Raw genomic sequence first — 23895 nt, forward strand, 5'->3', positions numbered from 1 at the left:
GAGTGGACGAACTGAAATTGTTGCCGGAGGATATAATTCGGCTAACTAATTATTGGAAGGACGCAGAGTGAGCGAAAAGGGTCGGCTGTTTACCAGTGAGTCGGTGACCGAGGGACATCCCGACAAGATCTGTGATGCGATCAGCGACTCGGTCCTCGACGCGCTTCTGGCGGAGGATCCCCGCTCCCGTGTCGCGGTCGAGACGTTGGTGACCACCGGGCAGGTGCACGTCGTGGGCGAGGTGACCACCACGGCGAAAGCGGCGTTCGCCGACATCACCAACACCGTGCGCGCCCGCATCCTCCAGATCGGCTACGACTCGTCGGACAAGGGCTTCGACGGGGCGTCCTGTGGTGTCAACATCGGCATCGGGGCACAGTCTCCCGACATCGCCCAGGGCGTCGACACCGCCCATGAGGCGCGTGTCGAAGGCGCGGCGGACCCGCTGGACGCTCAGGGCGCCGGCGACCAGGGGCTGATGTTCGGCTACGCGATCAACGACACTCCTGAACTGATGCCGCTGCCCATCGCACTGGCCCACCGGCTGTCGCGGCGGCTGACCGAGGTCCGCAAGAACGGGGTGCTGCCCTACCTGCGCCCTGATGGCAAGACGCAGGTCACCATCGCCTACGAGGACAACGTCCCGGTGCGGCTGGACACCGTGGTCATCTCCACGCAGCACGCCGCAGACATCGACCTGGAGAAGACGCTGGATCCTGACATCCGCCAGCACGTACTCACGAGTGTGCTCGACGAGTTGGCCCACCAGACGCTGGATGCCTCACAGGTGCGGGTGCTGGTGAACCCGACCGGCAAGTTCGTGCTCGGCGGGCCCATGGGTGACGCCGGACTGACCGGCCGCAAGATCATCGTCGACACCTACGGCGGCTGGGCCCGCCACGGCGGCGGCGCATTCTCCGGCAAGGACCCGTCCAAGGTGGACCGGTCGGCGGCGTACGCGATGCGCTGGGTGGCCAAGAACGTCGTCGCGGCCGGGCTGGCCGAGCGGGTGGAGGTGCAGGTGGCCTACGCCATCGGCAAAGCCGCCCCGGTGGGCTTGTTCGTCGAGACGTTCGGCACCGAAACGGTCGACCCGGTCAAGATCGAAAAGGCCATCGGCGAGGTGTTCGACCTGCGGCCCGGGGCGATCATCCGCGACCTGGACCTGCTGCGCCCGATCTATGCGCCGACGGCTGCTTACGGACACTTCGGCCGCACCGATATCGAGCTGCCGTGGGAGCAGCTCAACAAGGTCGACGACCTCAAGCGCGCCATCTAGTTCCCGGCGCGAGCAGTCGCAGAATCGCACTGCCAGGGCTGCCCGCATGCGATTCTGTGTCTGTTCGCGAGCCGGGGTGCGCTCAGCGTTCGACGCTGGGCGGCATCGGGTGATCGGGCTCCAACCCGGGCAGGCCGTCGATGCTGTGCTGATTGCGCTCGACCAGGCGCACGTAGGTTTCCTCGGATGCCTTGGCGAAATGGGCGTCGAGCACCGGCCGTTCGTCGACTAGTTCGTAGTAGGGCACCGCGAAGCCGCACGCATCGGCGATCCGGTCGACGTCGACGACGACAGCGGCCCGGGTTCCCGGGTGTAGAGACTTGAAATGCGTTCGGAGGCTGTCGAATTCGGCGTCGTCGGGGCGTACCACTCGTCCGGTGCCGAACAGCCGCAGGATCCGCGAGTTGCGGGTGAACGAGCAGAACATGACGGTGATCCGGCCGTTGTCGCGCAGGTGGGCGATTGTCTCGGTGCCGCTGCCGAACAAGTCGAGATAGGCGAAGGTGTGGTCGTCGAGCACCGCGAAGGTGTCCCGATACCCCTTGGGGGAGAGGTTGACTCGACCGCCGTCGGACGGCGCGGTGGCAACGAAGAACATCGCCTGCTTGCCGATGAACTCCCGGAGCGATTCGTCGATGTGGGAGAACACCTTTGCCATAGTTGTCGAGCCTACGCGAGCGCCGGTGAAGCTCAGCTGTGAAGTTAACTGGTGAAGCGGTAGTCGTCGAGATCGAAGCGGCGACTGCGCCAGTAGGCCTGCATGGTCGTCGTCGGACGCAACGGCACGTCGCCGTTCTTGTCGAAGTAGTAGCTGTTGGCCAGCCGGCAGCTGTCCTGCCAGAAGACCTGGCGGTGCCGGCGGCGCATCACCTCGGCAAAATAGCGGGCGTTGGCTTCCTCGGTCACCTCGACGCGGGTCGCGCCGTCATGGCGGGCCCGCTTGAGGCACCGCAGGATGTGGTGGGTCTGCGCCTCGATCAGCGCGAAATACGACGAGCCGACATAGCCGTAGGGGCCGAACACCGTGAAGAAGTTCGGGTAGCCGGGAACGCTGACGCCCTCGTAAGCCTGAGTCCGGTGTTCGTCCCAGAACTGGCTCAGGGACTGGCCGCCGCGCCCCATCACCGGGTAGGTGAGCACGTCGTCGGTGTCGAGCACCTTGAAGCCGGTCGCCAGGATCAGCACGTCGATCTCGTGGTCGACGCCGTCGATGGTGGCCACCGCCGACGGGGTTATCTTGTCGATCGGTTCGGTGACCAACTGGACGTTGTCGCGGTTGAAGGTGGACAGGTAGCTGTTGTGGAAGCCCGGCCGTTTGCAGCCGACCGCGTAACGCGGCGTGAGTTGGTCGCGTACCACCGGGTCTTCGACCTGCTGGCGCAGATACCGCCGTCCCAGTACCGCGCTCCATCGGGCCAGCGGAAACACCGTGAAGTAGTGCGCCGAGATCGGGAACGTCGCTTCCACGAAGGCCTGGCTGAGCCACCGCTGGACGGCTTTGCCGCCGGGAATGCGCATCGCCGCGCGGGCCGCCGCCGGCAGCGGCACGTCGAACTTCGGGAAGCACCAGATTGGCGTTCGCTGAAAAACGGTGAGGTGCGTGACAATTGGCGCGATCTCCGGGATGACTTGGACCGCCGATGCGCCGGTGCCGATAATTGCGACCCGCTTACCGGTCAAGTCTTGGCTGTGGTCCCAGCGTGCGGTGTGCATGGTGGTGCCGTCGAACAAGTCCACCCCGTCGATGTCGGGCAGTTTCGGTACGGTCAACACGCCGCTGGCGTTGATCACGAACCTGGCGGTCACCACACCGCCGGGGTCTGTCTGGATCCGCCATAGACGGTGCTCGTCGTCGTATTCGGCGGCCTGCACCTTGGTGTTGAACCGGATGCGGGACCGGATGGCATATTTGTCGACGCAGTGTTCGGCGTATGCGCGAAGTTCGTGGCCGGGTGCGTAGGTGCGCGACCAGCGCGGGCTCTGCTCGAACGAGAATTGGTAGGAAAACGACGGAATATCCACGGCGATACCGGGATAGGTGTTCCAGTACCAGGTTCCGCCGACTCCGTCGCCGGCTTCGATCAGCAGGTAATCGTGGAACCCGGCCCGGTCGAGCTTGATCGCCGCGCCGATCCCGGAGAATCCGGCGCCGACGATCAGTATCTGGTAGTCGGCCTTCATGAGCGCTCGCTTCCGATGAGGTGCAGCCCGTGCTTGGGTCGCAGGGTCAGTGTCGCCTCAAGTTCGACAGGGTAGTGCGGCGCGAGGTCAAAGACAAAGCGCTGACTCATGATTGCCGCGATCAACACCATTTCCATCAGGGCGAAGCTCTGTCCGATGCAGATGCGCCGGCCCCCTCCGAACGGCAGATAGGCCGAGCGGGGACGGTCCTTGGCGCCGTTGCCGAGAAACCGTTCGGGATTGAATTTCTCCGGGTCGGGCCACCAGCGGGGGTCGTGGTGGATGTGGTGGATCGGGATGACGACGGTGGTCCCGCGGCGGATGTGGTGCCCGCTGATGACGTCGTCCGCTGCGGCCTTGCGGGCGAGAACCCATACCGAGGAGAAGTAGCGCTGCGATTCCTGCAAGCAGGCCGTCGTCCACGGCAGCTTGCCCAGGTGGTCGGCGGTCGGCCGGCCGGTCCTCAGCACGTCGTCGACCTCGGCGAGCATCCGGTCGCGGGCATCGGGGTGCAGCGCCATCAGATACCAGAACCACGACATGGCGTTCGCGGTGGTTTCGTGGCCGGCGAGCATGAAGGTCAGCGCCTCGTCGCGGACCCGCTGGCGCGGCCAGCTTCCGTCGTCGGCGTGCAGCAGGACGTTGAGCAGGTCTTCGGAGTGGGTCGGATGGACCAGTCGGTCGTCGATCACCGCGTTGACCGCGGCGTCGAGCGCCAGCGTGATGTCCTGCATCTCCCGTAACGGCGGCGGCAGGTGGACGCCGGAGAAAGTGCACCAGACCAGCGCGTCGTACACCGGGCGCGGCATCAGCCCCCACAATGCCAGTCGTTCCAATTTCTCGGCCCGGCGCAGCCCGCGGGTCGCCAGATCATTCATGCTGTGGACCAGCGGCCCGAAATCCTGGCTGAACAGGGCATTGGCGACCACGCGCAGGGTCGCCTGGACCATCGTTTCGTGCATGTCGAACGGCGTGGCGGGCACTAGGGTAGCGGTGACGTCTTCGATCGGGTCGATCATCAGGTCGACGAGGCCGTTGAGGTGACGCCGGGCGAACGTCGGGTTCAGCACGCCGCGGTGCGCGGCCCACGAGTCGCCCTCATCGGTGAGCAGGTTGATGCCGGCCGCCGCGCGGATGGGCTCGTATTCGTCGGACTTGACGTATTTCAGCCGCGCCTCGTGTAACACGTGGTCGATATAGCCGGGATGCGTGATGGAAACGAAACGTCTTCCAGCACAGCGAAATCGGACGATATCGCTGCCGCGCACCCGGCCCAGGAATCCGTCGCCGGCATCGAAGCCGACGGTGAGGGCCTCACGCGTCATCGTCCAGGTGCTCAGGCGTCTGGCTGGTCTGTTCAAGGGTCGCTCGGCGATCGCACTGGCCATGGGGTCACGGTATGGGCGACGTCGGCCGCCGGTAATGAGACTATGGGACAAAGAGTTGGGAATTGAGGACAGTCATGGGACACGTGCAAGCCGAGGTGAGTCACGGGATCTATGCGACCCGGGTGCTGTGCGAGGTGGCTAACGAGCGCGGGGTGCCCACCAGCGATGTGCTTGCTGGCACCGCGATCCAGCCGGCGGATCTCGATGATCCCGATGCCGTCATCAGTGCCGGCGACGAGATCCTTGCCGTCCGCCGATTGCTGGCCCGGCTGCCGGACCATGCGGGGATCGGGGTCGACGTGGGCAGCCGGTTCACGCTCACCCATTTGGGACTGTTCGGGTTTGCGGTGATGTCTTGTGCCACTTTGCGCGAACTCTTCAGCATCGCGATGCGCTACTTCGCGCTGACGATGTTGCACATCGACGTCCGGTTGTTCGAAACGGCCGGAGACTGTTTACTCGAGCTGGACGCCGGTCACTTGCCGGCCGACGTGCGGCGGTTTTTCATCGAACGCGATATCGCCGGAATCCTCTCCACCACAACAAGTTTCGCATTGCCAGTGGCGGCCAAGTATGCCGAGCAGGTGTCGGCGGAAGTGGCGGTCGACGAGCGGTTGCTGCGGCCGCTGCTCGAACTGGTGCCGATTCATCACGTCGCATTCGGCCGGGCCCACAACCGGTTGCATTTCCCGCGCGCCATGTTCGACGAGCCGTTGCCGCAGGCAGATCGGCATACCCTGGAAATGTGTATGGCGCAGTGTGACGTGCTGATGCAGCGCAATGAGCAACGCCGGGGCATCACTGCGCTGGTGCGCACCAAGCTGTTTCGTGATTCCGGACTGTTTCCGACGCTGCCCGACGTCGCGGCCGGGCTTGGCGTGCACCCGCGCACACTGCGGCGCCGGCTTGCCGAGGAAGGCACGTCTTTTCGCGCCTTGCTGAACGAGGCGCGGTCCACCGTTGCCGTCGATTTGTTGTGCAATGTCGGCCTGACCACCGAAGAGGTATCCAGGCGGCTGGGCTATACCGAGGTCTCGACGTTCTCGCACGCCTTCAAACGGTGGTACGGCGTGGCACCCAGCGCGTATCCACAGCGAAACTAGGAAGCGGCAGCTAAGCGCGCAACGCCTGCTTCAGCGCAGCCAGCCCGCGGCTGGCGGCCTCGGCCGCGGCGGGCACCACCAGCGCAAATTGACATAGCCGTGCACCATGTTCAGCTCGTTGCACCATTGCGCGGCAACACCGGCGGCGTTCAGCAACTCGGCATATCGGGCACCGTGGTCGCGCAGCGGATCGTGTGCGGCGGTACGGACAAACGCCGGGGGCAGGCCGGACAAGTCGCCGTTGGCCGGGGCCGGGGTGGCCGGCAGCGTGATGTGGTCGCTGAGGTCGGGCTCCGGCACGTACCACGACAGGAACGCTTCGATGACCTCCGTGTCCAGGATGGGTGCTGCGGCGTTCTCGGTGAACGACGGCAACGTCAGGTCGCCGATACACGACGGCTACCACAGCAACTGGTAGACCAGCTCCGGTCCGCCGTTGTCGCGGGCCAGCTGCGCCATGATCGCCGAGATATTGCCGCCGGCCGAATCACCGGCTACGGCAATCCGCTTGGGGTCGCCGCCGAGTTCTTCGGCGTGTTCGCCGACCCAGCGCAGGGCCGCCCGGCTGTCCTCGATCCCGGCCGGGTGGGGATGCTCGGGGGCCAGCCGGTAGTCGACGGACACCACGATGGCGTCGGCGCCGACGGCATGCGCGCGGGCGACGTGGTCATGGGCGTCCACACTGCCGAGCGACCAGCACGTACCGTCGCAGCTACCCGTGCAGCGCCTCGCGCAACGCCGTCAGCCCGCGATCCATCGCGGCGGTGGCCGCCGGCACCACACCGGCGTAGCCCACGTAGCCGTGCACCATCGTCTCGGCGTTGTGCACCTCGACGGGCACGCCGGCGGCGCTGAGCAGCTCGCCATAGCGGATGCCGTCGTCGCGCAGCGGGTCGTATCCGGCGACGCCGATGTAGGCCGGCGGCAGGCCGGCCAGGTCCTCCGCCCGGCCCGGCGCCATTCCCGCCGGCGGGTCAGACAAGTCGATTCCGCCTGCGTACCAACGAGAGAACGCGGCCACCGCCTTGGCGTCCAGGATCTGCGCGGTGGCGTTCTCGGTGAACGACGGCAGCGACTGATCCCACATCGTGGAGGGATACCACAACAGCTGGAAAGCCAGGTTCGGTCCGGCATTGTCACGAGCTTGCTGCGCCATCACCGCTGCGATGGTGCCACCCGCCGAATCCCCGGCGACTGCCAACCGGGTGCTGTCGGCCTCGATGTCGGCAGCCCGTTCGGCGGCCCATAACATTGCGGCCCAGGCGTCTTCGATCGCGGCAGGATAGGGATGCTCCGGCGCCAGCCGGTAGTCGACCGACACGATCACCGCGCCGGCGCCCACGGCATGGTGACGGCAGGTGCCGTCATGGGTGTCGAGATCGCCCATCACGAAACCGCCACCGTGGAAGTACAGCACCACCGGCGGGGGACCGACTTGAGCGGAATCACTTGGTGGCCAATAGATCCGGATGCCGATACCGCCGGCTGGCCCGTCGATCGACCGGTCTTCGACGCGTAGGTCGGGGTGGACCGGCCGGCGCGGCAAATCGCGCATCCGCTGACGCACGGCGTCGATTCCGTCATCGGTTGATAGCCGAAAGGGAACCGCATCCAGTACCTTCAGCAGGATGGAGTCGAGAGCGGGTCGTTCGTCGGCGGTCTGGTCCAAGCTGGGCATGCAGGTACCGTACGCATCGCGTCTGGTGGCCGGTGCTTGGGTGGTGGCCGGGTGGGCGGGTCTGGCTTACGGCGTGTACTTGACCGTGATCGCGATGAGCCGTCCGCCGGGCACCGGATTGACCGGACATTGGATCCTGCAGCCGCCGTTCAAGGCGTCGATGGCGGTGCTGCTGGCTCTGGCGGCGGTTGCGCACCCGATCGCGCGTGAGCGACGGTGGCTGGTGCCGGCGTTGCTGTTCTCGGCCGCCGGTGACTGGCTGTTGGCGATCCCGTGGTGGACGCAGTCATTCGTTTTCGGGCTTGGCTCATTCCTGTTGGCGCACCTGTGTTTTCTGGGCGCAATGCTGCCCCTGGCGCTCGGGCGGGTCCCGTCGCGTGCGCGCCTGGTCCCGGTGGTGCTGATGTGTGTGGGGGCGATATCGCTGTTGGTCTGGTTCTGGCCGCACCTGGGCCAGGAGAAGCTGACGGTTCCGGTGACCGTGTACATCCTGGCGCTGACGGCGATGGTGTGCACCGCTTTTCTGGCTCGCCTTCCGACGATCTGGACGGCCGTCGGGGCGCTGAGTTTCGCGGTATCGGATTCGATGATCGCGATCAGCCGATTCATCTTGGGCAACGAAGCGCTGGCGGTCCCCATCTGGTGGTCGTACGCCGCCGCGGAAATCCTGATCACCGCCGGGTTCTTCTTCGGGCGGGAAATCCCGGCCGGCGCTGCTGAGCCCACAGACCGCTAGCCGACTGCTCCAGAGGCGCCAACCAGCGAGAAAAAGGTTGTCCGGCAACATGTCTCGCGGCTCGGACGGTACCCCCATCCAGGTCGAGCCGATCGCTCGGATCCTGCCGATGCTGTCGGTACCGCATCTGGATCGCGAATTCGACTATTTGGTGTCTGCCGAGCAGTCCGACGACGCCCAGCCGGGGGTGCGGGTGCGGGTGCGGTTTCATGGTCGGCTGGTCGACGGGTTCGTGCTGGAGCGCCGCAACGACACCGACCACCAGGGCAAGCTGGGCTGGCTGGATCGGGTGGTGTCGGCCGAACCGGTGCTCACCCCGGAAATCCGCCGGTTGATCGATGCGGTGGCCGCCCGTTATGCCGGCACCCGGGCCGACGTGTTGCGGCTGGCTATTCCGGCCCGGCACGCGAGGGTGGAACGAGAACCCGGGCTGATCGCCGACCGGCCCGACGTCGACCCGGTCGATCCGTCGGGCTGGCAGGTGTACGGCCGTGGCGGCCAGTTCCTGGCCGCGCTCGCCCAGGCTCGGGCCGCGCGCGCGGTCTGGCAGGCGTTGCCGGGGGAGCAGTGGGCGGATCGCTTCGCCGAGGCCGCCGCGCAGACGGTGCGCGCCGGCCGTGCGGTCCTGGGGATAGTGCCTGATCAGCGCGATCTGGACGCGTTGTGGCAGGCCGCGACGGCCCGGATCGACGAGTCCAGCGTGGTGTCGCTGTCGGCCGGCCTGGGACCGGCCGCCCGCTATCGCAGGTGGCTGGCCGCGTTGCGGGGCAGTGCCCGGCTGGTGATCGGCACCCGGAGCGCGGTGTTCGCGCCGCTGAGTGACCTGGGGCTGGTCATGGTCTGGGCTGACGGCGACGACAGCCTGGCCGAGCCGCGGGCGCCTTACCCCCATGCTCGGGAGGTGGCGATGCTGCGTGCCCATCAGGCCCGATGCGCGGCGCTGATCGGCGGCTACGCGCGAACCGCCGAAGCCCACGCGCTGGTGCGCAGCGGCTGGGCCCACGACATCGTCGCGGCCCGGCCGGTGGTGCGGGCCCGCAGTCCGCGCGTCGTCGCCCTCGATGACAGCGGGTACGCAGAGGAACGCGACCCGGCCGCTCGCACTGCCCGACTGCCGTCCGTTGCTTTGCGAGCCGCCCGCTCGGCACTGGCGGCCGCGGCGCCGGTCCTGGTTCAGGTGCCCCGCCGCGGCTATGTACCGTCGCTAGCCTGCGGTCGCTGCCGGGCGATCACCCGCTGCCGGCACTGCACCGGTCCGTTGTCGTTGCAGGAGCGGGGCGGCCCGGGCGCGGTGTGCCGCTGGTGCGGTCGCGCCGAGCCGGCGCTGCGCTGCGCGCGTTGCGGATCGGATGCGGTGCGTGCCGTGGTGGTCGGGGCCCGGCGCACCGCCGAAGAGCTCGGCCGGGCGTTCCCGGGTATGGCGGTGATCACCTCGTCGGGCGATGCCGTCGTCCCCGAGGTCGCCGCCCGCCCGGCGTTGGTGGTCGCGACCCCCGGAGCCGAACCCCAGGCGTCCGGCGGATACGGGGCGGCGCTGCTGCTGGACACCTGGGCGCTGCTGGGGCGACAGGACCTGCGCGCCGCCGAGGACGCGCTGTGGCGCTGGATGGCGGCCGCGGCGCTGGTGCGGTCGCGGGCTGACGGCGGCGTGGTGATGGTGATCGCCGACTCAGCCATCCCGACGGTGCAATCCCTGATTCGCTGGGACCCGGTGGGCCACGCCGAGGCCGAGCTGAAGGCCCGCAGCGAAGTGGGGCTGCCGCCGAGCGTGCACATCGCAGCTCTCGACGGCACCGCCGCGGCGGTCACGGCGTTGCTTGACCAGGCCGGGCTGCCCGACCCCGAACGCTTCCAAGCCGAGTTGCTCGGCCCGGTCGATCTGCCGCCAGGCGTGCGCCGACCGGCCGGCATCCCCGCCGGAGCGCCCGTCACCAGGATGCTGGTGCGGGTGCGCCGCGAGCACGGCCTGGAACTGGCAGCCTGCCTGCGGCGCGCGGTCTCGGTGCTCAGCACACGTCAAACCCACGAGCCGGTGCGGGTGCAGATCGACCCGCTGCATATCGGTTAGCTCCGGGTTGCCGGCCAACCCGCTGTCACCGCTTCCGCGCGGTGAAAATCAGGTATTCCCACTCCATCACGCCGTCGGTGAAGTATTCGCGGCTGAGCTCGCTGAGTTCGGCGTCCAGCTTCGCGACGCGCTCGCTGTCGCGGCCGATGTTGCGGTAGGCGTTGATCGCCGGCCCGTAGCACTGTTTGAAGTACTCGACGCACTCGTCAGGACGGTCGAACCGGTCCACGCTCAGCGATCCGCGCTGCGTGCGCGTGTCGCAGACATGGTCCTTGAACAGGTCGCTGATATAGTCTTCGCGGCCCCACCACACTTCCGGAGGCGCCCCTTGCGGCAGTGTCGGCCGGTACGGCCTGATAGTGGAGAGCAATTGGCCGTAAAAGCCGTCCGGTGTCCAGCTGAGAACACTGATTTTGCCGCCGCGCCGGCAAACCCGGGCCAGTTCGTCGGCCGTGCGCTGCTGCCGCGGGGCGAACATCGCCCCAATCGTCGAGAGCACTACGTCGAATTCGCCGAAGCCGAACGGCAAGGCTTCCGCGTTGGCTTCGCGCCAGCCAAGTTTCAGCCCCGCCACCGCCGCACGCTGCTGAGCACGGCGCAGCAACTCCGGGGTCAGGTCGCTGGCGACGACGTGGGCACCCGCCAGGGCTGCGGCGATCGCGGCGTTCCCGGTGCCCGCGGCAACATCCAGCACGCGATCGCCGGGACGAATACCGCTGGCCGAGACCAGGATTGGGCCGAGGGGCGCCAACAACTCGGCTGCCATCGCGGGGTAGTCGCCCAGTGCCCACATGTCCCGGTGAGTGGTGGCCGGTGCCTGGCGTTCGCTGACCGGGGTGTCATGCGCCATCGGACCTCCTGCCGACCGTGGATAGCTCACAGAGCGACGTCGTCCAGAGCGACGTCGTCGTGGCGGCGGGCTGGAGGTTTCGGCAGCCGAATCCGATCATGCCCGGAAGAAAATATATATCTGGTCAATAATCCATGTCTACGACTATCGGACGCTGTTAGACTTCATTTTGCTGCAGCCCGTGTAAGCGCGACGACGAAGTTGACGACCCGGTGGACCGGGGAAGGGGGCCATGATGTCCACGGAGAACGCGACGGCAGCTGAGGAGTCGGTGGATGCGATCACCGATTCGCTACTGACGGCGTCCCGGTTGCTGGTAGCCATCTCGGCTCATTCCATCGCACAGATCGATGAGACGATCACCATCCCGCAGTTCCGGACCTTGGTCATTCTGTCCAATCGAGGTCCGATCAACTTGGCCACCCTGGCGACCCTGCTGGGCGTGCAACCGTCGGCGACCGGCCGGATGGTCGACCGGCTGGTCGGCGCGGGGATGATCGACCGTCAGCCGCACCCGAACTCCCGGCGCGAACTGCTCGCCGTGCTGACCAAGCGGGGCCGGGATCTGGTTCGCCGGGTCACCGCACTGCGGCGTGCCGAGATCGCCCGCATCGTGGAGCAGATGCCGCCGGCCGAACGCCACGGGTTGGTGCGTGCCCTGACGGCGTTTACCGCCGCGGGCGGCGAACCCGACGCGCACGTCGACATGGAGTTGTAGCAGGCCGCAGTACCGTGGCGGGCCGGCCGCCCGCCCGGCGGCCGATGGCCCGCCACGGCCGCGAGCCGACTCAGATCTTGACCGCGGTGCCGATCAAGACCTCCCAATCCATGACGCCGCCGGTCAGATACTCCGCGGCCAGCTCGACCAGCTGGGCGTCGAGTTCGGCGGCCAGTACCGCGTTGTCGCCGATGTTGGCGTAGGCCTCGATCGTCGGGCCGTAGTGAGTCTTGAAGTAGTCGTGCACGTCCTGAGCGGTGCTGAAACGGGTGACCTTCAACGGCTCGCGACGGGTCTTGACATCGGTGACTCGATCACCCAGCAGGCCGCGGAAGTAGTTTTCCCGGCCCCACAGGGCCGACGGCGGTAACGCCGCCGACAGGCTCGGCCGGTACGGCCGGAGGGTGGCCAGCATCCGGCCGAAGAATCCTTCGGGGGTCCAACTGATGACGCCGATGGTTCCGCCCGGCTTGCAGACCCGGACCAACTCGTCGGCCGAGCACTGGTGATCCGGAGCGAACATGACGCCGATCGCCGAGATCACGGCGTCGAACTCGCCCTCGGCGAACGGCAGGGCTTGCGCGTTGGCTTCCCGGTACTCGAGGGTCAGTCCCAACTCCGCGGCGCGCGCCTGAGACCGCTGCAACAACTCCGGGGTGAGGTCGGTGGAAACGACGGTGGCGCCGGCCTTGGCCGCCGGCAGTGAGATGTTGCCGGAACCGGCCGCGACGTCGAGCACCCGCACGCCCGGCCCGATGCCCGCGGCAGCGACCAGGATCGGGCCGAGCGGGGCCATCACCTCCTCGGCCATCAGCGCGTAGTCGCCGAGGGCCCACATTGCCCGGTGCGTAGCCGCGAGCGTCGCGTCGTCGCGGATGGGTGTGTCGATAGTCATCAGAGCTCCTTACGGGGAGGGGAAGAGCTGCGTTACTTCGACCTCGTTGTCGCAGGCGCGGCGGGAAACGCGGGAAAGAACATTTCCGTAGGATATAGTATGCATTAGCAATGTTATAAGTGGCTGAGAATTTGGCGGACCGCATTGTGGCCCGCGACACGTCGGTGCGGTTAGCCGGCTACCTAGACTGTTGCGGTGCGCATCGTTTTCGCGGGTACGCCGGAACCCGCGCTGCCGGCATTGCGTCGCCTCATCGACTCGCCTCGTCATGACGTGATCGCGGTGCTGACCCGGCCCGACGCCGCGTCCGGGCGGCGCGGCAGGCCGGAGCCGTCGCCGGTGGCTCGGGAGGCGCTCGATCGCGGCATACCGGTGCTGAGGCCGTCGCGGCCCAACTCGCCGGAATTCGTTGCCGAACTGTCGGAGTTGGCGCCGCAGTGCTGTGCGGTGGTGGCCTATGGGGCACTCCTGGGCGACGCGCTGCTGGCGATTCCTCCGCACGGCTGGGTGAACCTGCACTTTTCGCTGTTGCCCGCCTGGCGCGGCGCGGCACCGGTGCAGGCCGCGATTGCCGCCGGGGACACCATCACCGGGGCCACGACGTTCCAGATCGAACCGAGCCTGGACTCCGGCCCCGTCTACGGCGTGGTCACCGAAGCCATTCGGCCCGCCGATACCGCGGGTGATCTGCTTGAGCGACTTGCCATTTCCGGTGCTGCCCTGCTGTCCGCCACGCTCGACGGCATCGCCGACCAGACACTCACACCGCGACCACAGCCGGCGGACGGAGTCAGCCTGGCACCGAAGATCACCGTGGAGCAGGCACGGGTGCGCTGGGAACTTCCGGCGGCCGTCGTCGAACGCCGAATTCGCGCCGTCACCCCCAACCCGGGCGCCTGGACGCTCATCGGCGACCTGCGGGTCAAGGTAGGGCCGGTACGGCTCGACAGCGCGGGAAAACTCCCGGAACCGTTGCCGCCCGGCGCTATTCACGTAGACCGCAGGAACGTCTGGATTGGCACCGGCTCCGAACCGGTGCGGCTGGGACAGATTCAGCCACCGGGCAAGAAGCCCATGGACGCCGCCGACTGGGCGCGCGGGGCGCGGCTCGATCCCGGTGCGCGGGCCTCGTGACCGCTAAGCCCCCACGTCCCAGGGCCGGTGAACGGGGCCGCCGCCGGCCGCTGGACCCGGCGCGTGGCGCGGCGTTCGATGCGCTGCGCGCGGTCAGCAGCCGCGACGCCTACGCCAACCTGGTGCTGCCCGCGCTGCTCCGCGAACGCGGCATCACCGGCCGCGACGCCGCGTTTGCCACCGAGCTGACCTACGGTGCCTGCCGGACCAGGGGCCTGCTCGACGCGGTCGTCGGTGCCGCCGCCGGACGCTCCCCGGAGGCCATTGACCCGGTGCTGCTCGACCTGCTCCGGCTGGGCGCCTACCAACTGCTGCGCACCCGGGTCGGCACGCACGCCGCGGTGTCCACCACGGTCGACCGGGCGGGCATCGAATTCGATTCGGCCCGAGCGGGATTCGTCAACGCCGTGCTGCGCACCATCGCCGGCCGAGACGAGCGGAGCTGGGTGGACGAGCTGGCTCCCGACCCGCGCAGCGATCCGATCGGGCGCGCCGCCTTCGTGCACGCCCACCCACGGTGGATTGCTCAGGCCTTCGCCGACGCGCTGGGCGCAGCGGCCGCAGAGCTCGACGCGGTGCTGGCCAGTGACGACGAACGGCCGCAGGTGCACCTGGCGGCTCGCCCCGGGGTACTGACCGCCGCCGAACTCGCCGCCGCGGTGGGCGGTACCGTCGGCCGATACTCGCCGTTCGCGGTGTACCTGCCCGGCGGTGACCCCGCGCGGTTGGCGCCGGTGCGCGACGGTCAAGCCCTGGTCCAGGACGAGGGCAGCCAGCTGGTGGCCCGGGCGCTGACACTGGCTCCCGTCGGCGGCGACGCCGGCCGATGGCTCGATTTGTGCGCCGGGCCGGGAGGCAAGACCGCGCTGCTGGCGGCGCTTGGCGTGTCGTCAGGAGCCGCGGTGACCGCCGTGGAGCCGTCGCCTCAGCGCGGCGACCTGGTGACGGCCAACACCCGCGGGCTGCCGGTCGAGGTAGTGCAGGCCGACGGTCGGCGCAGCGGGCTCGAGCCCGGCTTCGACCGGGTGCTGGTCGACGTCCCCTGCACCGGGCTGGGCGCGCTGCGCCGACGTCCGGAGGCGCGCTGGCGGCGTCAGCCCGCCGACGTGCCCGCGCTGGCCAAGCTGCAGCGTGAGTTGCTGGCTGCCGCGATCGCCCTGACTCGGCCGGGTGGTGTGGTGCTCTACGCGACCTGCTCACCGCATCTGGCCGAAACCGTAGGGGTGGTGGCCGATGCCCTGCGCCGCCATCCGGTAGTTGCGCTGGACACCCGACCACTATTCGAACCCGTCACCGAGGGGCTCGGGGATGGACCTTACGTTCAGCTGTGGCCCCACCGGCACGGCACCGACGCCATGTTTGCCGCTGCGCTGCAACGGCTCGCGTGACGCGCCGATGCGCGTCACGCACCGCGGCGCCGGGCTCAGTAGTCTGTCGCTCATGTCTCGCAGCACGGGGGGGCCGATGATTGCGCCGTCGATCCTGGCTGCCGATTTCGCCCGGCTCGCCGACGAAGCGGCCGCGGTGGACGGCGCCGACTGGTTACATGTCGACGTGATGGACGGCCACTTCGTGCCGAACCTGACGATCGGCCTGCCGGTGGTGGAAAGCCTGCTGGTGGTAAGCGACATCCCGATGGATTGTCACCTGATGATCGAAAACCCGGACCGCTGGGCTCCGCCCTACGCCGAAGCCGGCGCCTACAACGTCACCTTTCACGCCGAGGCAACCGACAACCCGGTCGGGGTAGCGCGCGATATCCGGGCAGCGGGTGCTAAGGCGGGTATCAGCGTGAAGCCGGGGACGCCGCTGGATCCGTATCTGGAGATACTGCCGCATTTCGATACCCTGCTGGTCATGTCCGTGGAGCCCGGCTTCGGCGGCCAGAAGTTCATTCCCGAGGTGTTGAGCAAGGTGCGGACGGTGCGCAAGATGGTCGATTCGGGTGAGTTGAAGATCCTGATCGAGATCGACGGCGGCGTCAACGCGGACACCATCGAGCAGGCGGCCGAGGCGGGTGTCGACTGCTTCGTCGCCGGATCGGCGGTGTATGGCGCCGACGACCCGGCCATCGCTGTGGAGGCACTTCGGCAACGGGCCAAGGCCGTGTCACACCACCGTGGCCGGTGAGCAGCCGATGACCGTCGAGCAGGTTAAAAGCATCGAGGACGCCATGCGCCTCGCCATCGAGCAGTCCAACCTGGTCAAGGGCACGACATATCCGAACCCGCCGGTCGGCGCGGTCATCGTGGATACCGAAGGCCGAGTGGTCGGCGTCGGCGGTACCCAGCCCACCGGCGGCGACCACGCCGAGGTGGTGGCACTGCGCCGGGCCGGCGGTTTGGCCGCCGGCGCCATCGCGGTGGTCACCATGGAGCCGTGTAACCACTACGGCAAGACTCCGCCGTGTGTGAACGCCCTGATCGAAGCCAGGGTGGGCACGGTGATTTACGGCGTCGCCGACCCCAACGGGATCGCGGGGGGCGGTGCCGGGCGGCTGTCGGCAGCGGGCGTGCAAGTGCGCTCGGGGGTGCTGGCCGACCACGTGGCGGCCGGGCCGCTGCGCGAGTGGCTGCACAAGCAACGCACCGGGCTACCGCACGTGACGTGGAAGTACGCCACCAGCGTCGACGGCCGAAGCGCCGCCGCCGATGGCTCCAGCCAGTGGATTTCCAGCGAGGCCGCCCGCGCCGACCTGCATCGCCGGCGCGCGATCGCCGACGCGATCGTGGTCGGCACCGGCACCGTCCTGGCCGACGACCCGACCCTGACCGCCCGCCTGCCGGACGGGTCGCTGGCGGCGCAACAGCCGCTGCGGGTGGTGGTGGGCACCCGGGACATACCGCCGGAGGCAAAGGTTCTCAACGACGACGCACGGACCATGGTGCTGCGTACCCACGAGCCGGTGGAGGTGCTCAGGGCGCTGTTGGACTACACCGATGTCCTGCTGGAAGGTGGTCCCACGCTCGCCGGCGCCTTTCTGCGGTGCGGGGCGATCAGCCGCATCCTGGCCTATGTCGCCCCGATCCTGCTGGGCGGGCCGGTCACCGCGGTCGATGATGTGGGGGTATCGAGCATCGCGCACGCGCTGCGCTGGCAGTTCGACAGCGTCGAAAAGGTGGGACCGGATCTGCTGCTGAGCCTGATACCGCGTTAGCGGCTCATTGCCGGGGTGCGACGGCCTGGTGCCGGGGGAGCTCCGGCTCCTCGGCGTGCTCCTTGCGGCCGCTGATCAACAGACCCAGCAGCGCTCCGAACACACAAATCACCACCGTCACCTTGAAGATGTCTCCGTACATCAGCGCGAACGCCTGCCGGTACAGGGCTCCGATTGCGGCCGCCCGTTCGAGCAGTGTGGCGTTGGGCGGGACGGCCGCCGACAGCCCCGCCAGAATCTGGTTGAACCGATACAGTCCCCAGGCGCTCAGCGCGGCCACCCCGATCAGCATCCCGGTCATCCGGGCCACCACCACCGCCGCTGAGGCGATGCCATGTTCTGCGGAGGGGACCACCCGCAGCGCCGCCGAGGACAGCGGCCCGATCACCAGTCCAAGCCCCAGCCCGGCGACCAGCAGGTCGGCGTGCATCGCGGGCACCGTGAACAACCCGAAGATGCTGTGGCGATAGGCCAACAGATCGACCGGCCAATAGTGCATCAGCCAGTAGCCGCCGGCAGCCACCAGCAGCCCGATGAACGTCATCACCCGGTCGCCGGCCCGAGTGGCGATCCACCCGCCCGTTACCGCCCCGATCGGCAGGGCGATCAGGAACCACAGCAGCATTCCTGCGGCCTGGGCCTGGTCCATATCCAGCACACCCTGGCCGAACAGCTCCACATTGACCAGCGTGACCATCAACGCCGCGCCGGCGCAGACCGATGCGCCCAGCGCGGACAGAAATGGCCGGAAGTGCACACCGGCCGGTTCGATCAGCCGGGTGCGGGCCATGCGCTCCCAGACGAAGAACAACACCGCGGCCACGACCGCGCCGATCACCAGCGGCAACCCGTAGCTCGGCAGCACCTGTTTGCCGTCGGGGCTGGGGTTGTAGAGCCCGATCACCGCAAGACCCAGCGCCGTGGCCAGCAGCAGCCCGCCGATGAGATCAATCCGTTCCGGCTCGGCGCTGCGGTCATGGGAGGGCAAGCTGAAGTGGATCATCACCATCGCGATCGCGGTGAGCGGGACGTTGATCCAGAACACGTCGCGCCAATCGTGGAACAACCAGACGATGAAGATCCCGTAGAGCGGACCCAGCACGCTGCCGAGTTCCTGCGCGGCGCCGATGCCGCCGAGCACCCCGGCGCGGTTGCGCTGCGCCCACAGATCGGCGCCCAGCGCCAGCGTGATCGGCAGCAGCGCGCCGCTGGCGACCCCTTGGACGGTGCGGCCGGCGATCAGCATGTGGAAGTCGCCGAAGTGCCCGGCCAGCGCGGTGATCACCGAACCCGCAGCGAATCCGGCCAGGCTGACCTGCAGCATGAGCTTGCGGCCGAACCGGTCGGAGGCCCGGCCCAGCAGCGGCATCGCGGCGATGTAGCCCAGCAGGTACATCGTGACGATCCAGGTGATCCGCTGCAGCTGGTTCACCGGGATACCGACGCTGTTCATGATGTCGCGCATGATGGTGACCACGACATAGGTGTCGAGGGCACCCAGCAGCACCGCGAGGCTGCCCGCGCTGATCGCTACCCGGCGGCCGGTCTGCGTGCTCATCAGGTCACCGGCGGCTTCGTGACTTGCACCTGCTCGCCCCAATTCGACAAGGTCATCTGGACGGAGTTGCCCGAACCCCGATCCAACTTGACCTGGGCCAGCTGGTGGTCGCCGGTCTCCTGGATCCATACCGTGGCCGGCACCGGATCGGTCGCACTGAACGGTGGTGCGATCTGATTCACCGCGTCCGCGGTGACCTTCCCGCTGATGCGGATAGTGCTCTGCCCGTTGATGGTGTCGCGCCCTTCGGCTTTGGCGTTGTTGAAGTTCGCCAGCACGTTGGCGAGCCCGGTGTCAGGGTTCAGGATCTGCGAGGGATCGTAGATGTCGGCCGCCGGACCGAAGTCGCTCCACTTGTTGGGTGTGAGGGTGGCGTACAGGATCCCTTCGAAGACGACGAAGTCGGCATCGACATCGGACCCGCCGAGCGTGAGCTTGACATTGCCCTTGGCGGCAGTGGGACTGGTGGTCAGATCGCCGGTCAGCGTCTTCATCGACAATCCCGGAATCTTGCCGTTCACCGTCAGGACCAGATGCGCACTCTTGACGGTCTTGGTCTTGTCGGTTGCCTGCTTCACCAATGGTGCCGCGTCGGGTAGTGGTCCGCCGCTGTCTTTCTTGCCTGACGAGCAGCCCGCGACCAGGGTGATGGCCAGGCCGAGGGCGGCGACGGCAGCGAAGAGACGGCGGTGACGTCTGGGGGGTTGCATACCCAGCATCGTAGAGGGTGCCGGTGACCGGGTCGGGCAACGCGGGGCCCGCAGCCGGTGGGGGCACCGCGGTTGTACCGGCTAATCGGGAGCCTCCCTGAGTCGCTAGCCTGGTGCGATGTTCACCGGAATTGTCGAGGAACTCGGTGAGGTGACCGCGCGCGAGACCCTCGCCGACGCGGCGCGCCTGACCATCCGCGGCCCCGTCGTCACCTCCGACGCCGGCCATGGCGATTCCATCGCCGTCAACGGCGTCTGCCTGACGGTTGTGGAGGTGCTGCCCGATGGCCGGTTCACCGCCGACGTGATGGCCGAGACGCTCAACCGGTCCAGCCTCGGCAATCTGCGGGAGGGCAGCCGGGTCAATCTGGAGCGAGCCGCCGCACTCAACAGCCGGCTCGGCGGGCACATCGTGCAGGGGCATGTGGACGGGACCGGCGAGATCGTTGCCCGCACACCATCGCAGCATTGGGAAGTGGTGCGGATCGAGGTCCCCGCGACGTTGGCGCGCTACATCGTGGAGAAGGGATCGATCACCGTCGACGGCATTTCGCTGACCGTTTCCGGGCTCGGCGCCCAGCCGCGGGATTGGTTCGAGGTGTCGCTGATTCCGACCACTCGGGAGTTGACCACGCTGGGTTCTGCGCCCGTGGGAACGCGGGTGAACCTCGAGGTCGACGTGCTCGCCAAATATGTCGAACGGTTGCTGCAGGCCCCCCGAACAGCCAACGCGGCACGCGCGGCGACAACTGAGAACACCGCTTAGCAAGGCGAGTGCGCTCGGGTACGCCCCCACGTTGCGATCCAGTGGGCCGCGCGATGGCAATCAAAGAGGAAAACGGCGACGATTATCGCTTGCCCGTCCGCGCATGGTCGCGCTTTTCCAACGGTGGCGAAACACCGATAGCGGAATAAACCCAATAAAGTCGACAACATTCGTTCGCAATACGGCGTCAACCGTCGTGCTGATGCCGAGTTCGCCGTACCGGGACCCGACGAATGACGTGATACCGATCAGAACGGCGGCGGCCGCGAAGGCGCTGATCCGGCGGGCCGGCAGGGTGGCCGAAGCCGGCTGGCCGGTCCGCCAGTGCGTGGTGGTGTCACCGCATTCGCCCAGCCTTGGACGAGTCGTGAACGAATGCGTGAACCGGCCCGCAGTTGCCCGACGGCATTGCCGACTGCCTGATCAGAAGGCACGCGAATGAGCCATCTCACTGAATAAGGCGACATCCGAGGCGGCAGCGTGGTTCATACTGAATGCGACATGCGGGCATTACCGGCCCGGTTCAGCGACAGCAAAGGTAACAACGATGACGAGGCTGGATTCCGTCGAGCGAGCCGTTGCCGACATTGCGGCGGGCAAGGCCATCATCGTCATCGATGACGAGGACCGCGAGAACGAGGGCGACCTGATCTTCGCGGCCGAGAAGGCCACTCCGGAGTTGGTGGCCTTCATGGTTCGCTACACCTCTGGCTACCTTTGCGTACCGCTGGACGGCTCGATCTGCGACCGGCTCGGGCTGTTGCCGATGTTTGCGGTCAACCAGGACAAGCACGGCACCGCCTACACCGTCACCGTCGACGCGCGACAAGGTATCGGGACCGGTATTTCGGCGTCCGACCGGGCCACGACCATGCGGTTGCTGGCCGATCCGGCGAGCATCGCCGACGACTTCACCCGCCCCGGTCACGTTGTTCCGTTGCGGGCCAAGGATGGCGGCGTGTTGCGCCGCCCCGGCCACACCGAGGCGGCCGTGGACCTGGCGCGGCTGGCGGGACTGCAACCCGCGGGCGCGATCTGCGAGATCGTCAGCCAAAAAGACGAAGGGGCGATGGCCCAGACCGACGAGTTGCGGGTGTTCGCCGACGAGCACGGTCTGGCGATGATCACCATCGCCGATTTGATCGAGTGGCGCCGCAAGCACGAAAAACATATCGAGCGAATCGCCGAAGCCCGGATCCCGACTCGGCATGGGGAGTTTCGCGCCATCGGTTACTCCAGCATCTATGAGGATGTCGAACACGTGGCGCTGGTGCGCGGCGAGATCGCCGGCCCGAACGCTGACGGCGACGACGTATTGGTCCGGGTGCACTCCGAATGTCTGACCGGCGACGTGTTCGGATCGCGTCGCTGCGACTGCGGACCTCAGCTGGACGCCGCGATGGCGATGGTCGCGCGGGAGGGGCGTGGCGTGGTGCTGTACATGCGCGGCCACGAGGGCCGCGGCATCGGCCTGATGCACAAATTGCAGGCCTACCAATTGCAGGACGCGGGTGCGGACACCGTGGATGCCAATCTCAAGCTCGGTTTGCCTGCCGACGCAAGGGATTACGGCATCGGCGCACAGATCCTGGTCGACCTGGGCGTCCGATCGATGCGGCTGCTGACCAACAACCCGGCCAAACGGGTCGGGCTCGACGGATACGGACTGCACATCATCGAGCGGGTCCCGCTGCCGGTGCGCGCCAATGCGGAAAACATCCGCTACCTGATGACCAAGCGCGACCGGATGGGCCATGACCTGGTCGGGTTGGACGAATTCGGTAATTTCCAGGAATCGGTCCCGCTGCCCGGCGAATTCGGTGGTGCTTTGTGAGCGGTGGGGCCGGCGTCCCGGACATCCCGGCGCTTGACGCGTCCGGCGTGCGGCTGGCGATTGTGGCCAGCACCTGGCATAGCCAAATCTGCGACGCGCTGCTTGCCGGCGCGCGAAAGGTGGCTGCCGGGTCCGGTATCGACAACCCGACGGTGGTGCGAGTACTGGGCGCGATCGAGATTCCGGTAGTGGCACAGGAATTGGCCCGCCAGCACGACGCTGTCGTCGCGCTGGGTGTGGTAATCCGTGGTGAAACACCGCATTTCGACTATGTCTGCGATGCGGTTACCCAAGGGCTTACCCGGGTTTCACTGGACGAGTCGACGCCCGTAGCCAACGGGGTGCTGACCACCAACACCGAGGAGCAGGCCCTGGATCGGGCCGGGCTTCCGACGTCGGCGGAGGACAAGGGCGCGCAAGCGACCGCGGCGGCACTAACCACCGCGCTGACCTTGCGTGAGCTACGTGTTCAGTCGTGACGGCGGACCGGCAGCAAGACGACTGGGACGTGGTGTTGCGTCCCTACTGGACGCCGATATTCGCCTGCGTCGCAGCATTCCTGATTGTCGCGGTGCACGTCGCGGTGGGCATGCTGCTGAAGATCGGGACCACCGGCGTGGTCCTGCGGACCGCTGACCAGGTGGCGATGGGCGCGCTGGGGCTGATTTTTGCCGGCGCCGCGCTGCTGTTGACCCGGCCCCGGCTGCGGGTGGGGCCGGCCGGCCTTTCGGTACGTAACCTCTTGGGCTACAAGCTGCTTGCATGGCCGGACGTGGTCGGTGTGTCCTTTCCCGGTGGCAGCCGATGGGCGCGGATCGACTTGCCCGACGACGAGTACATCCCGGTGATGGCGATTCAGGCGGTCGACAAGGAACGCGCCGTGGCCGCCATGGACACCGTACGAACCCTGCTGGCCAGATACCGGCCGGACTTGCGTGCACCCTGAACGGCTGGTGACTTCGAGCCAGCGCTTCCGCTGGGGGGATCCCGAACGGGGGTGCAATTGGGCAGCCGGGCCTGACGGGGGCTGACGCCGTCGCTGCGCAACTACGGCGAGAAGTGTGGGCATGGTGCGTTTCTATCGAATGTATGGCCGGTGCCGAGGGACTTATTCCGGCCGAGCTGATCGCCGAGTTGGCCAAGTCTGCCAAGTTGCGGCCGTTGGCGCGGCCGGCCGAAGACCCTGAATCGGGATACCGCCCGTCGACCCAACACGCCGACTTCGTGCGGTGTCGCGATCTGACCTGCCGGGGGCCCGGTTGTGATCAGCCGGCGATCGCGTGTGACCTGGACCATACCGTCGCTTACGGCGATGAGGCCGTACCCACGCATCGAACCTGAAATGCCTTTGTAGCAAAGCAATGGCCGCCACCATTCGTGGTTGGCGACTGGGACGTCGTACCGACTGTCACGCACGGTTCCACTGAGCGCCGGGGGGTGCAACTGCCCCGGCGACTTACCATCTGTTGAGAACCTTCTGGGGCGGCGCGACATACAGCTTCCCGACGGGACAGTGATCTGGTTTCTTCCCGACGGACAGACCTGGGTGACCACTCCAGGCAGCGCACTGCTCTTTCCGAACCTGTGCGCGCCGACCGGTGACGTGCCGGCTTCCTCGCCCACTCCCGACCGGCGCAGCAAAGGATGCGAAGTCATGATGCCCCGCCGCAGCAGCACCCGCGCGCGAATCGCATCAACGCCGAACGCCGACACAACCGACCGGCCACCCAGGCCGCCGAGGCTCAAGCAAAGTACGTCGGTGCGCACGACACCCCGGAACTGCCACCTGATCCCGACGAGCCACCGCCTTTCTAGATGCGCTTCTAACGACCACTAGCCT

The 23895-nt window shown here is 67.5% G+C and carries 22 protein-coding genes and 2 pseudogenes; 15 read left to right on the forward strand and 9 right to left on the reverse strand.

Annotation, left to right across the window (positions count from 1 at the left end):
* The first annotated feature begins 67 nt into the window (after positions 1-67).
* Positions 68-1279, forward strand: coding sequence for a methionine adenosyltransferase (gene metK, locus EET10_RS11905; protein ID WP_036401174.1), 1212 nt, complete (start codon positions 68-70; stop codon positions 1277-1279).
* An 82-nt stretch (positions 1280-1361) separates the two neighbouring features.
* Here metK and EET10_RS11910 read toward each other — a convergent pair whose 3' ends face one another.
* The 3 genes from EET10_RS11910 to EET10_RS11920 are packed head-to-tail and all read right to left on the reverse strand — an operon-like array spanning position 1362 to position 4848.
* Complete coding sequence (locus tag EET10_RS11910) at positions 1362-1937, reverse strand: pyridoxamine 5'-phosphate oxidase family protein (RefSeq protein ID WP_122502168.1); 576 nt, start codon at positions 1935-1937, stop codon at positions 1362-1364.
* 44 nt (positions 1938-1981) lie between these two features.
* On the reverse strand, positions 1982-3460 hold the full coding sequence (locus EET10_RS11915; protein ID WP_063468123.1) for a flavin-containing monooxygenase: 1479 nt from the start codon (positions 3458-3460) through the stop codon (positions 1982-1984).
* The gene (locus tag EET10_RS11920) at positions 3457-4848 is read right to left on the reverse strand and encodes a cytochrome P450 (protein ID WP_063468124.1); all 1392 of its coding nucleotides are present in this window, start codon (positions 4846-4848) and stop codon (positions 3457-3459) included. The genes EET10_RS11915 and EET10_RS11920 overlap by 4 nt, the downstream gene beginning before the upstream one ends.
* 74 nt (positions 4849-4922) lie before the next feature.
* Between EET10_RS11920 and EET10_RS11925 the strand changes: the two genes are divergently transcribed.
* Positions 4923-5951 (forward strand): AraC family transcriptional regulator, encoded by a 1029-nt coding sequence (locus tag EET10_RS11925; protein ID WP_036401166.1) that lies wholly within the window; start codon positions 4923-4925, stop codon positions 5949-5951.
* A 10-nt stretch (positions 5952-5961) separates the two neighbouring features.
* On the opposite strand, the pseudogene EET10_RS11930 reads toward EET10_RS11925, so the two are convergent.
* Both EET10_RS11930 and EET10_RS11935 read right to left on the reverse strand, forming a co-directional pair.
* Positions 5962-6656: pseudogene (locus EET10_RS11930) on the reverse strand (alpha/beta hydrolase); the annotation flags it as partial.
* A 7-nt stretch (positions 6657-6663) separates the two neighbouring features.
* Positions 6664-7629, reverse strand: coding sequence for an alpha/beta hydrolase (locus EET10_RS11935; RefSeq protein ID WP_036401164.1), 966 nt, complete (start codon positions 7627-7629; stop codon positions 6664-6666).
* Here EET10_RS11935 and EET10_RS11940 point away from each other — a divergent pair.
* Together EET10_RS11940 and EET10_RS11945 are read left to right on the forward strand one after the other, a co-directional pair.
* Positions 7628-8365, forward strand: coding sequence for a lysoplasmalogenase (locus tag EET10_RS11940; RefSeq protein ID WP_036401162.1), 738 nt, complete (start codon positions 7628-7630; stop codon positions 8363-8365). The two genes, EET10_RS11935 and EET10_RS11940, sit on opposite strands and share 2 nt — an antisense overlap.
* Positions 8366-8414: 49 nt before the next feature.
* Complete coding sequence (locus EET10_RS11945; protein ID WP_174719687.1) at positions 8415-10433, forward strand: primosomal protein N'; 2019 nt, start codon at positions 8415-8417, stop codon at positions 10431-10433.
* Between the two features lie 25 nt (positions 10434-10458).
* Here EET10_RS11945 and EET10_RS11950 read toward each other — a convergent pair whose 3' ends face one another.
* On the reverse strand, positions 10459-11283 hold the full coding sequence (locus tag EET10_RS11950) for a class I SAM-dependent methyltransferase (protein WP_063468125.1): 825 nt from the start codon (positions 11281-11283) through the stop codon (positions 10459-10461).
* A 232-nt stretch (positions 11284-11515) separates the two neighbouring features.
* On the opposite strand from EET10_RS11950, the gene EET10_RS11955 reads away from it, so the two are divergent.
* The gene (locus EET10_RS11955) at positions 11516-12001 is read left to right on the forward strand and encodes a MarR family transcriptional regulator (RefSeq protein ID WP_423793604.1); all 486 of its coding nucleotides are present in this window, start codon (positions 11516-11518) and stop codon (positions 11999-12001) included.
* A gap of 70 nt (positions 12002-12071) precedes the next feature.
* On the opposite strand, the gene EET10_RS11960 is transcribed toward EET10_RS11955, so the two are convergent.
* On the reverse strand, positions 12072-12896 hold the full coding sequence (locus tag EET10_RS11960; protein ID WP_036401158.1) for a class I SAM-dependent methyltransferase: 825 nt from the start codon (positions 12894-12896) through the stop codon (positions 12072-12074).
* Between the two features lie 195 nt (positions 12897-13091).
* Here EET10_RS11960 and fmt point away from each other — a divergent pair, with 195 nt between their 5' ends.
* From fmt to ribD, 4 genes are read left to right on the forward strand one after another with little or no spacing between them, the layout of a single operon-like run.
* The gene (gene fmt / locus EET10_RS11965) at positions 13092-14030 is read left to right on the forward strand and encodes a methionyl-tRNA formyltransferase (protein WP_036401156.1); all 939 of its coding nucleotides are present in this window, start codon (positions 13092-13094) and stop codon (positions 14028-14030) included.
* Positions 14027-15418 carry an RsmB/NOP family class I SAM-dependent RNA methyltransferase gene (locus tag EET10_RS11970; RefSeq protein WP_036401153.1) on the forward strand — a complete coding sequence of 464 codons (1392 nt, stop codon included), beginning with the start codon at positions 14027-14029 and terminating at the stop codon, positions 15416-15418. Before fmt ends, EET10_RS11970 begins: the two co-directional genes overlap by 4 nt.
* A 43-nt stretch (positions 15419-15461) precedes the next feature.
* Positions 15462-16160, forward strand: coding sequence for a ribulose-phosphate 3-epimerase (gene rpe, locus EET10_RS11975; RefSeq protein WP_099188762.1), 699 nt, complete (start codon positions 15462-15464; stop codon positions 16158-16160).
* 7 nt (positions 16161-16167) lie between these two features.
* A complete protein-coding gene (ribD, locus tag EET10_RS11980) occupies positions 16168-17187 on the forward strand; it encodes a bifunctional diaminohydroxyphosphoribosylaminopyrimidine deaminase/5-amino-6-(5-phosphoribosylamino)uracil reductase RibD (RefSeq protein ID WP_063468131.1) in 1020 nt (339 codons plus the stop codon).
* A gap of 4 nt (positions 17188-17191) precedes the next feature.
* On the opposite strand, the gene EET10_RS11985 is transcribed toward ribD, so the two are convergent.
* Together EET10_RS11985 and EET10_RS11990 are read right to left on the reverse strand one after the other, a co-directional pair.
* Entirely contained in the window at positions 17192-18745 is a 1554-nt protein-coding gene (locus tag EET10_RS11985; RefSeq protein WP_036401151.1) for an MFS transporter, read from the reverse strand.
* Positions 18745-19455, reverse strand: a complete 711-nt coding sequence (locus tag EET10_RS11990) for an LppX_LprAFG lipoprotein (RefSeq protein ID WP_036401456.1) — start codon at positions 19453-19455, stop codon at positions 18745-18747. Before EET10_RS11990 ends, EET10_RS11985 begins: the two co-directional genes overlap by 1 nt.
* 118 nt (positions 19456-19573) lie before the next feature.
* Between EET10_RS11990 and EET10_RS11995 the strand changes: the two genes are divergently transcribed.
* The 6 genes and pseudogenes from EET10_RS11995 to EET10_RS30195 all read left to right on the forward strand — a co-directional run bounded on the left by EET10_RS11995 (position 19574) and on the right by EET10_RS30195 (position 23870).
* Positions 19574-20221 (forward strand): riboflavin synthase, encoded by a 648-nt coding sequence (locus EET10_RS11995; RefSeq protein WP_036401149.1) that lies wholly within the window; start codon positions 19574-19576, stop codon positions 20219-20221.
* Between the two features lie 547 nt (positions 20222-20768).
* The gene (locus EET10_RS12005; protein WP_036401145.1) at positions 20769-22055 is read left to right on the forward strand and encodes a bifunctional 3,4-dihydroxy-2-butanone-4-phosphate synthase/GTP cyclohydrolase II; all 1287 of its coding nucleotides are present in this window, start codon (positions 20769-20771) and stop codon (positions 22053-22055) included.
* On the forward strand, positions 22052-22534 hold the full coding sequence (gene ribH, locus EET10_RS12010) for a 6,7-dimethyl-8-ribityllumazine synthase (protein WP_036401141.1): 483 nt from the start codon (positions 22052-22054) through the stop codon (positions 22532-22534). The genes EET10_RS12005 and ribH overlap by 4 nt, the downstream gene beginning before the upstream one ends.
* Positions 22531-23001, forward strand: a complete 471-nt coding sequence (locus tag EET10_RS12015; RefSeq protein ID WP_036401138.1) for a PH domain-containing protein — start codon at positions 22531-22533, stop codon at positions 22999-23001. Before ribH ends, EET10_RS12015 begins: the two co-directional genes overlap by 4 nt.
* A gap of 149 nt (positions 23002-23150) precedes the next feature.
* Positions 23151-23643: pseudogene (locus EET10_RS30800) on the forward strand (HNH endonuclease signature motif containing protein); the annotation flags it as partial.
* Positions 23644-23699: 56 nt separating this feature from the next.
* Positions 23700-23870 (forward strand): hypothetical protein, encoded by a 171-nt coding sequence (locus EET10_RS30195; protein WP_218028458.1) that lies wholly within the window; start codon positions 23700-23702, stop codon positions 23868-23870.
* Positions 23871-23895: the final 25 nt, after the last annotated feature.

This window comes from Mycobacterium pseudokansasii (assembly GCF_900566075.1).
Lineage (GTDB): Bacteria > Actinomycetota > Actinomycetes > Mycobacteriales > Mycobacteriaceae > Mycobacterium > Mycobacterium pseudokansasii.

What these genes read in the sequence shown, in the direction of transcription:
- EET10_RS12005 (WP_036401145.1), top strand. Translation starts at nt 20,769, where the DNA reads ATGACGAGGCTGGATTCCGTCGAGCGAGCCGTTGCCGACATTGCGGCG.
- EET10_RS11920 (WP_063468124.1), bottom strand. Translation starts at nt 4,848, where the DNA reads ATGGCCAGTGCGATCGCCGAGCGACCCTTGAACAGACCAGCCAGACGC.
- ribD (WP_063468131.1), top strand. Translation starts at nt 16,168, where the DNA reads ATGACCGTCGAGCAGGTTAAAAGCATCGAGGACGCCATGCGCCTCGCC.
- EET10_RS11925 (WP_036401166.1), top strand. Translation starts at nt 4,923, where the DNA reads ATGGGACACGTGCAAGCCGAGGTGAGTCACGGGATCTATGCGACCCGG.
- EET10_RS11950 (WP_063468125.1), bottom strand. Translation starts at nt 11,283, where the DNA reads ATGGCGCATGACACCCCGGTCAGCGAACGCCAGGCACCGGCCACCACT.
- EET10_RS11945 (WP_174719687.1), top strand. Translation starts at nt 8,415, where the DNA reads ATGTCTCGCGGCTCGGACGGTACCCCCATCCAGGTCGAGCCGATCGCT.
- EET10_RS11940 (WP_036401162.1), top strand. Translation starts at nt 7,628, where the DNA reads ATGCAGGTACCGTACGCATCGCGTCTGGTGGCCGGTGCTTGGGTGGTG.
- EET10_RS11985 (WP_036401151.1), bottom strand. Translation starts at nt 18,745, where the DNA reads ATGAGCACGCAGACCGGCCGCCGGGTAGCGATCAGCGCGGGCAGCCTC.
- EET10_RS11960 (WP_036401158.1), bottom strand. Translation starts at nt 12,896, where the DNA reads ATGACTATCGACACACCCATCCGCGACGACGCGACGCTCGCGGCTACG.
- EET10_RS11995 (WP_036401149.1), top strand. Translation starts at nt 19,574, where the DNA reads ATGTTCACCGGAATTGTCGAGGAACTCGGTGAGGTGACCGCGCGCGAG.
- EET10_RS11910 (WP_122502168.1), bottom strand. Translation starts at nt 1,937, where the DNA reads ATGGCAAAGGTGTTCTCCCACATCGACGAATCGCTCCGGGAGTTCATC.
- EET10_RS11935 (WP_036401164.1), bottom strand. Translation starts at nt 7,629, where the DNA reads ATGCCCAGCTTGGACCAGACCGCCGACGAACGACCCGCTCTCGACTCC.
- EET10_RS11990 (WP_036401456.1), bottom strand. Translation starts at nt 19,455, where the DNA reads ATGCAACCCCCCAGACGTCACCGCCGTCTCTTCGCTGCCGTCGCCGCC.
- EET10_RS30195 (WP_218028458.1), top strand. Translation starts at nt 23,700, where the DNA reads ATGCGAAGTCATGATGCCCCGCCGCAGCAGCACCCGCGCGCGAATCGC.
- EET10_RS11915 (WP_063468123.1), bottom strand. Translation starts at nt 3,460, where the DNA reads ATGAAGGCCGACTACCAGATACTGATCGTCGGCGCCGGATTCTCCGGG.
- EET10_RS11955 (WP_423793604.1), top strand. Translation starts at nt 11,516, where the DNA reads ATGATGTCCACGGAGAACGCGACGGCAGCTGAGGAGTCGGTGGATGCG.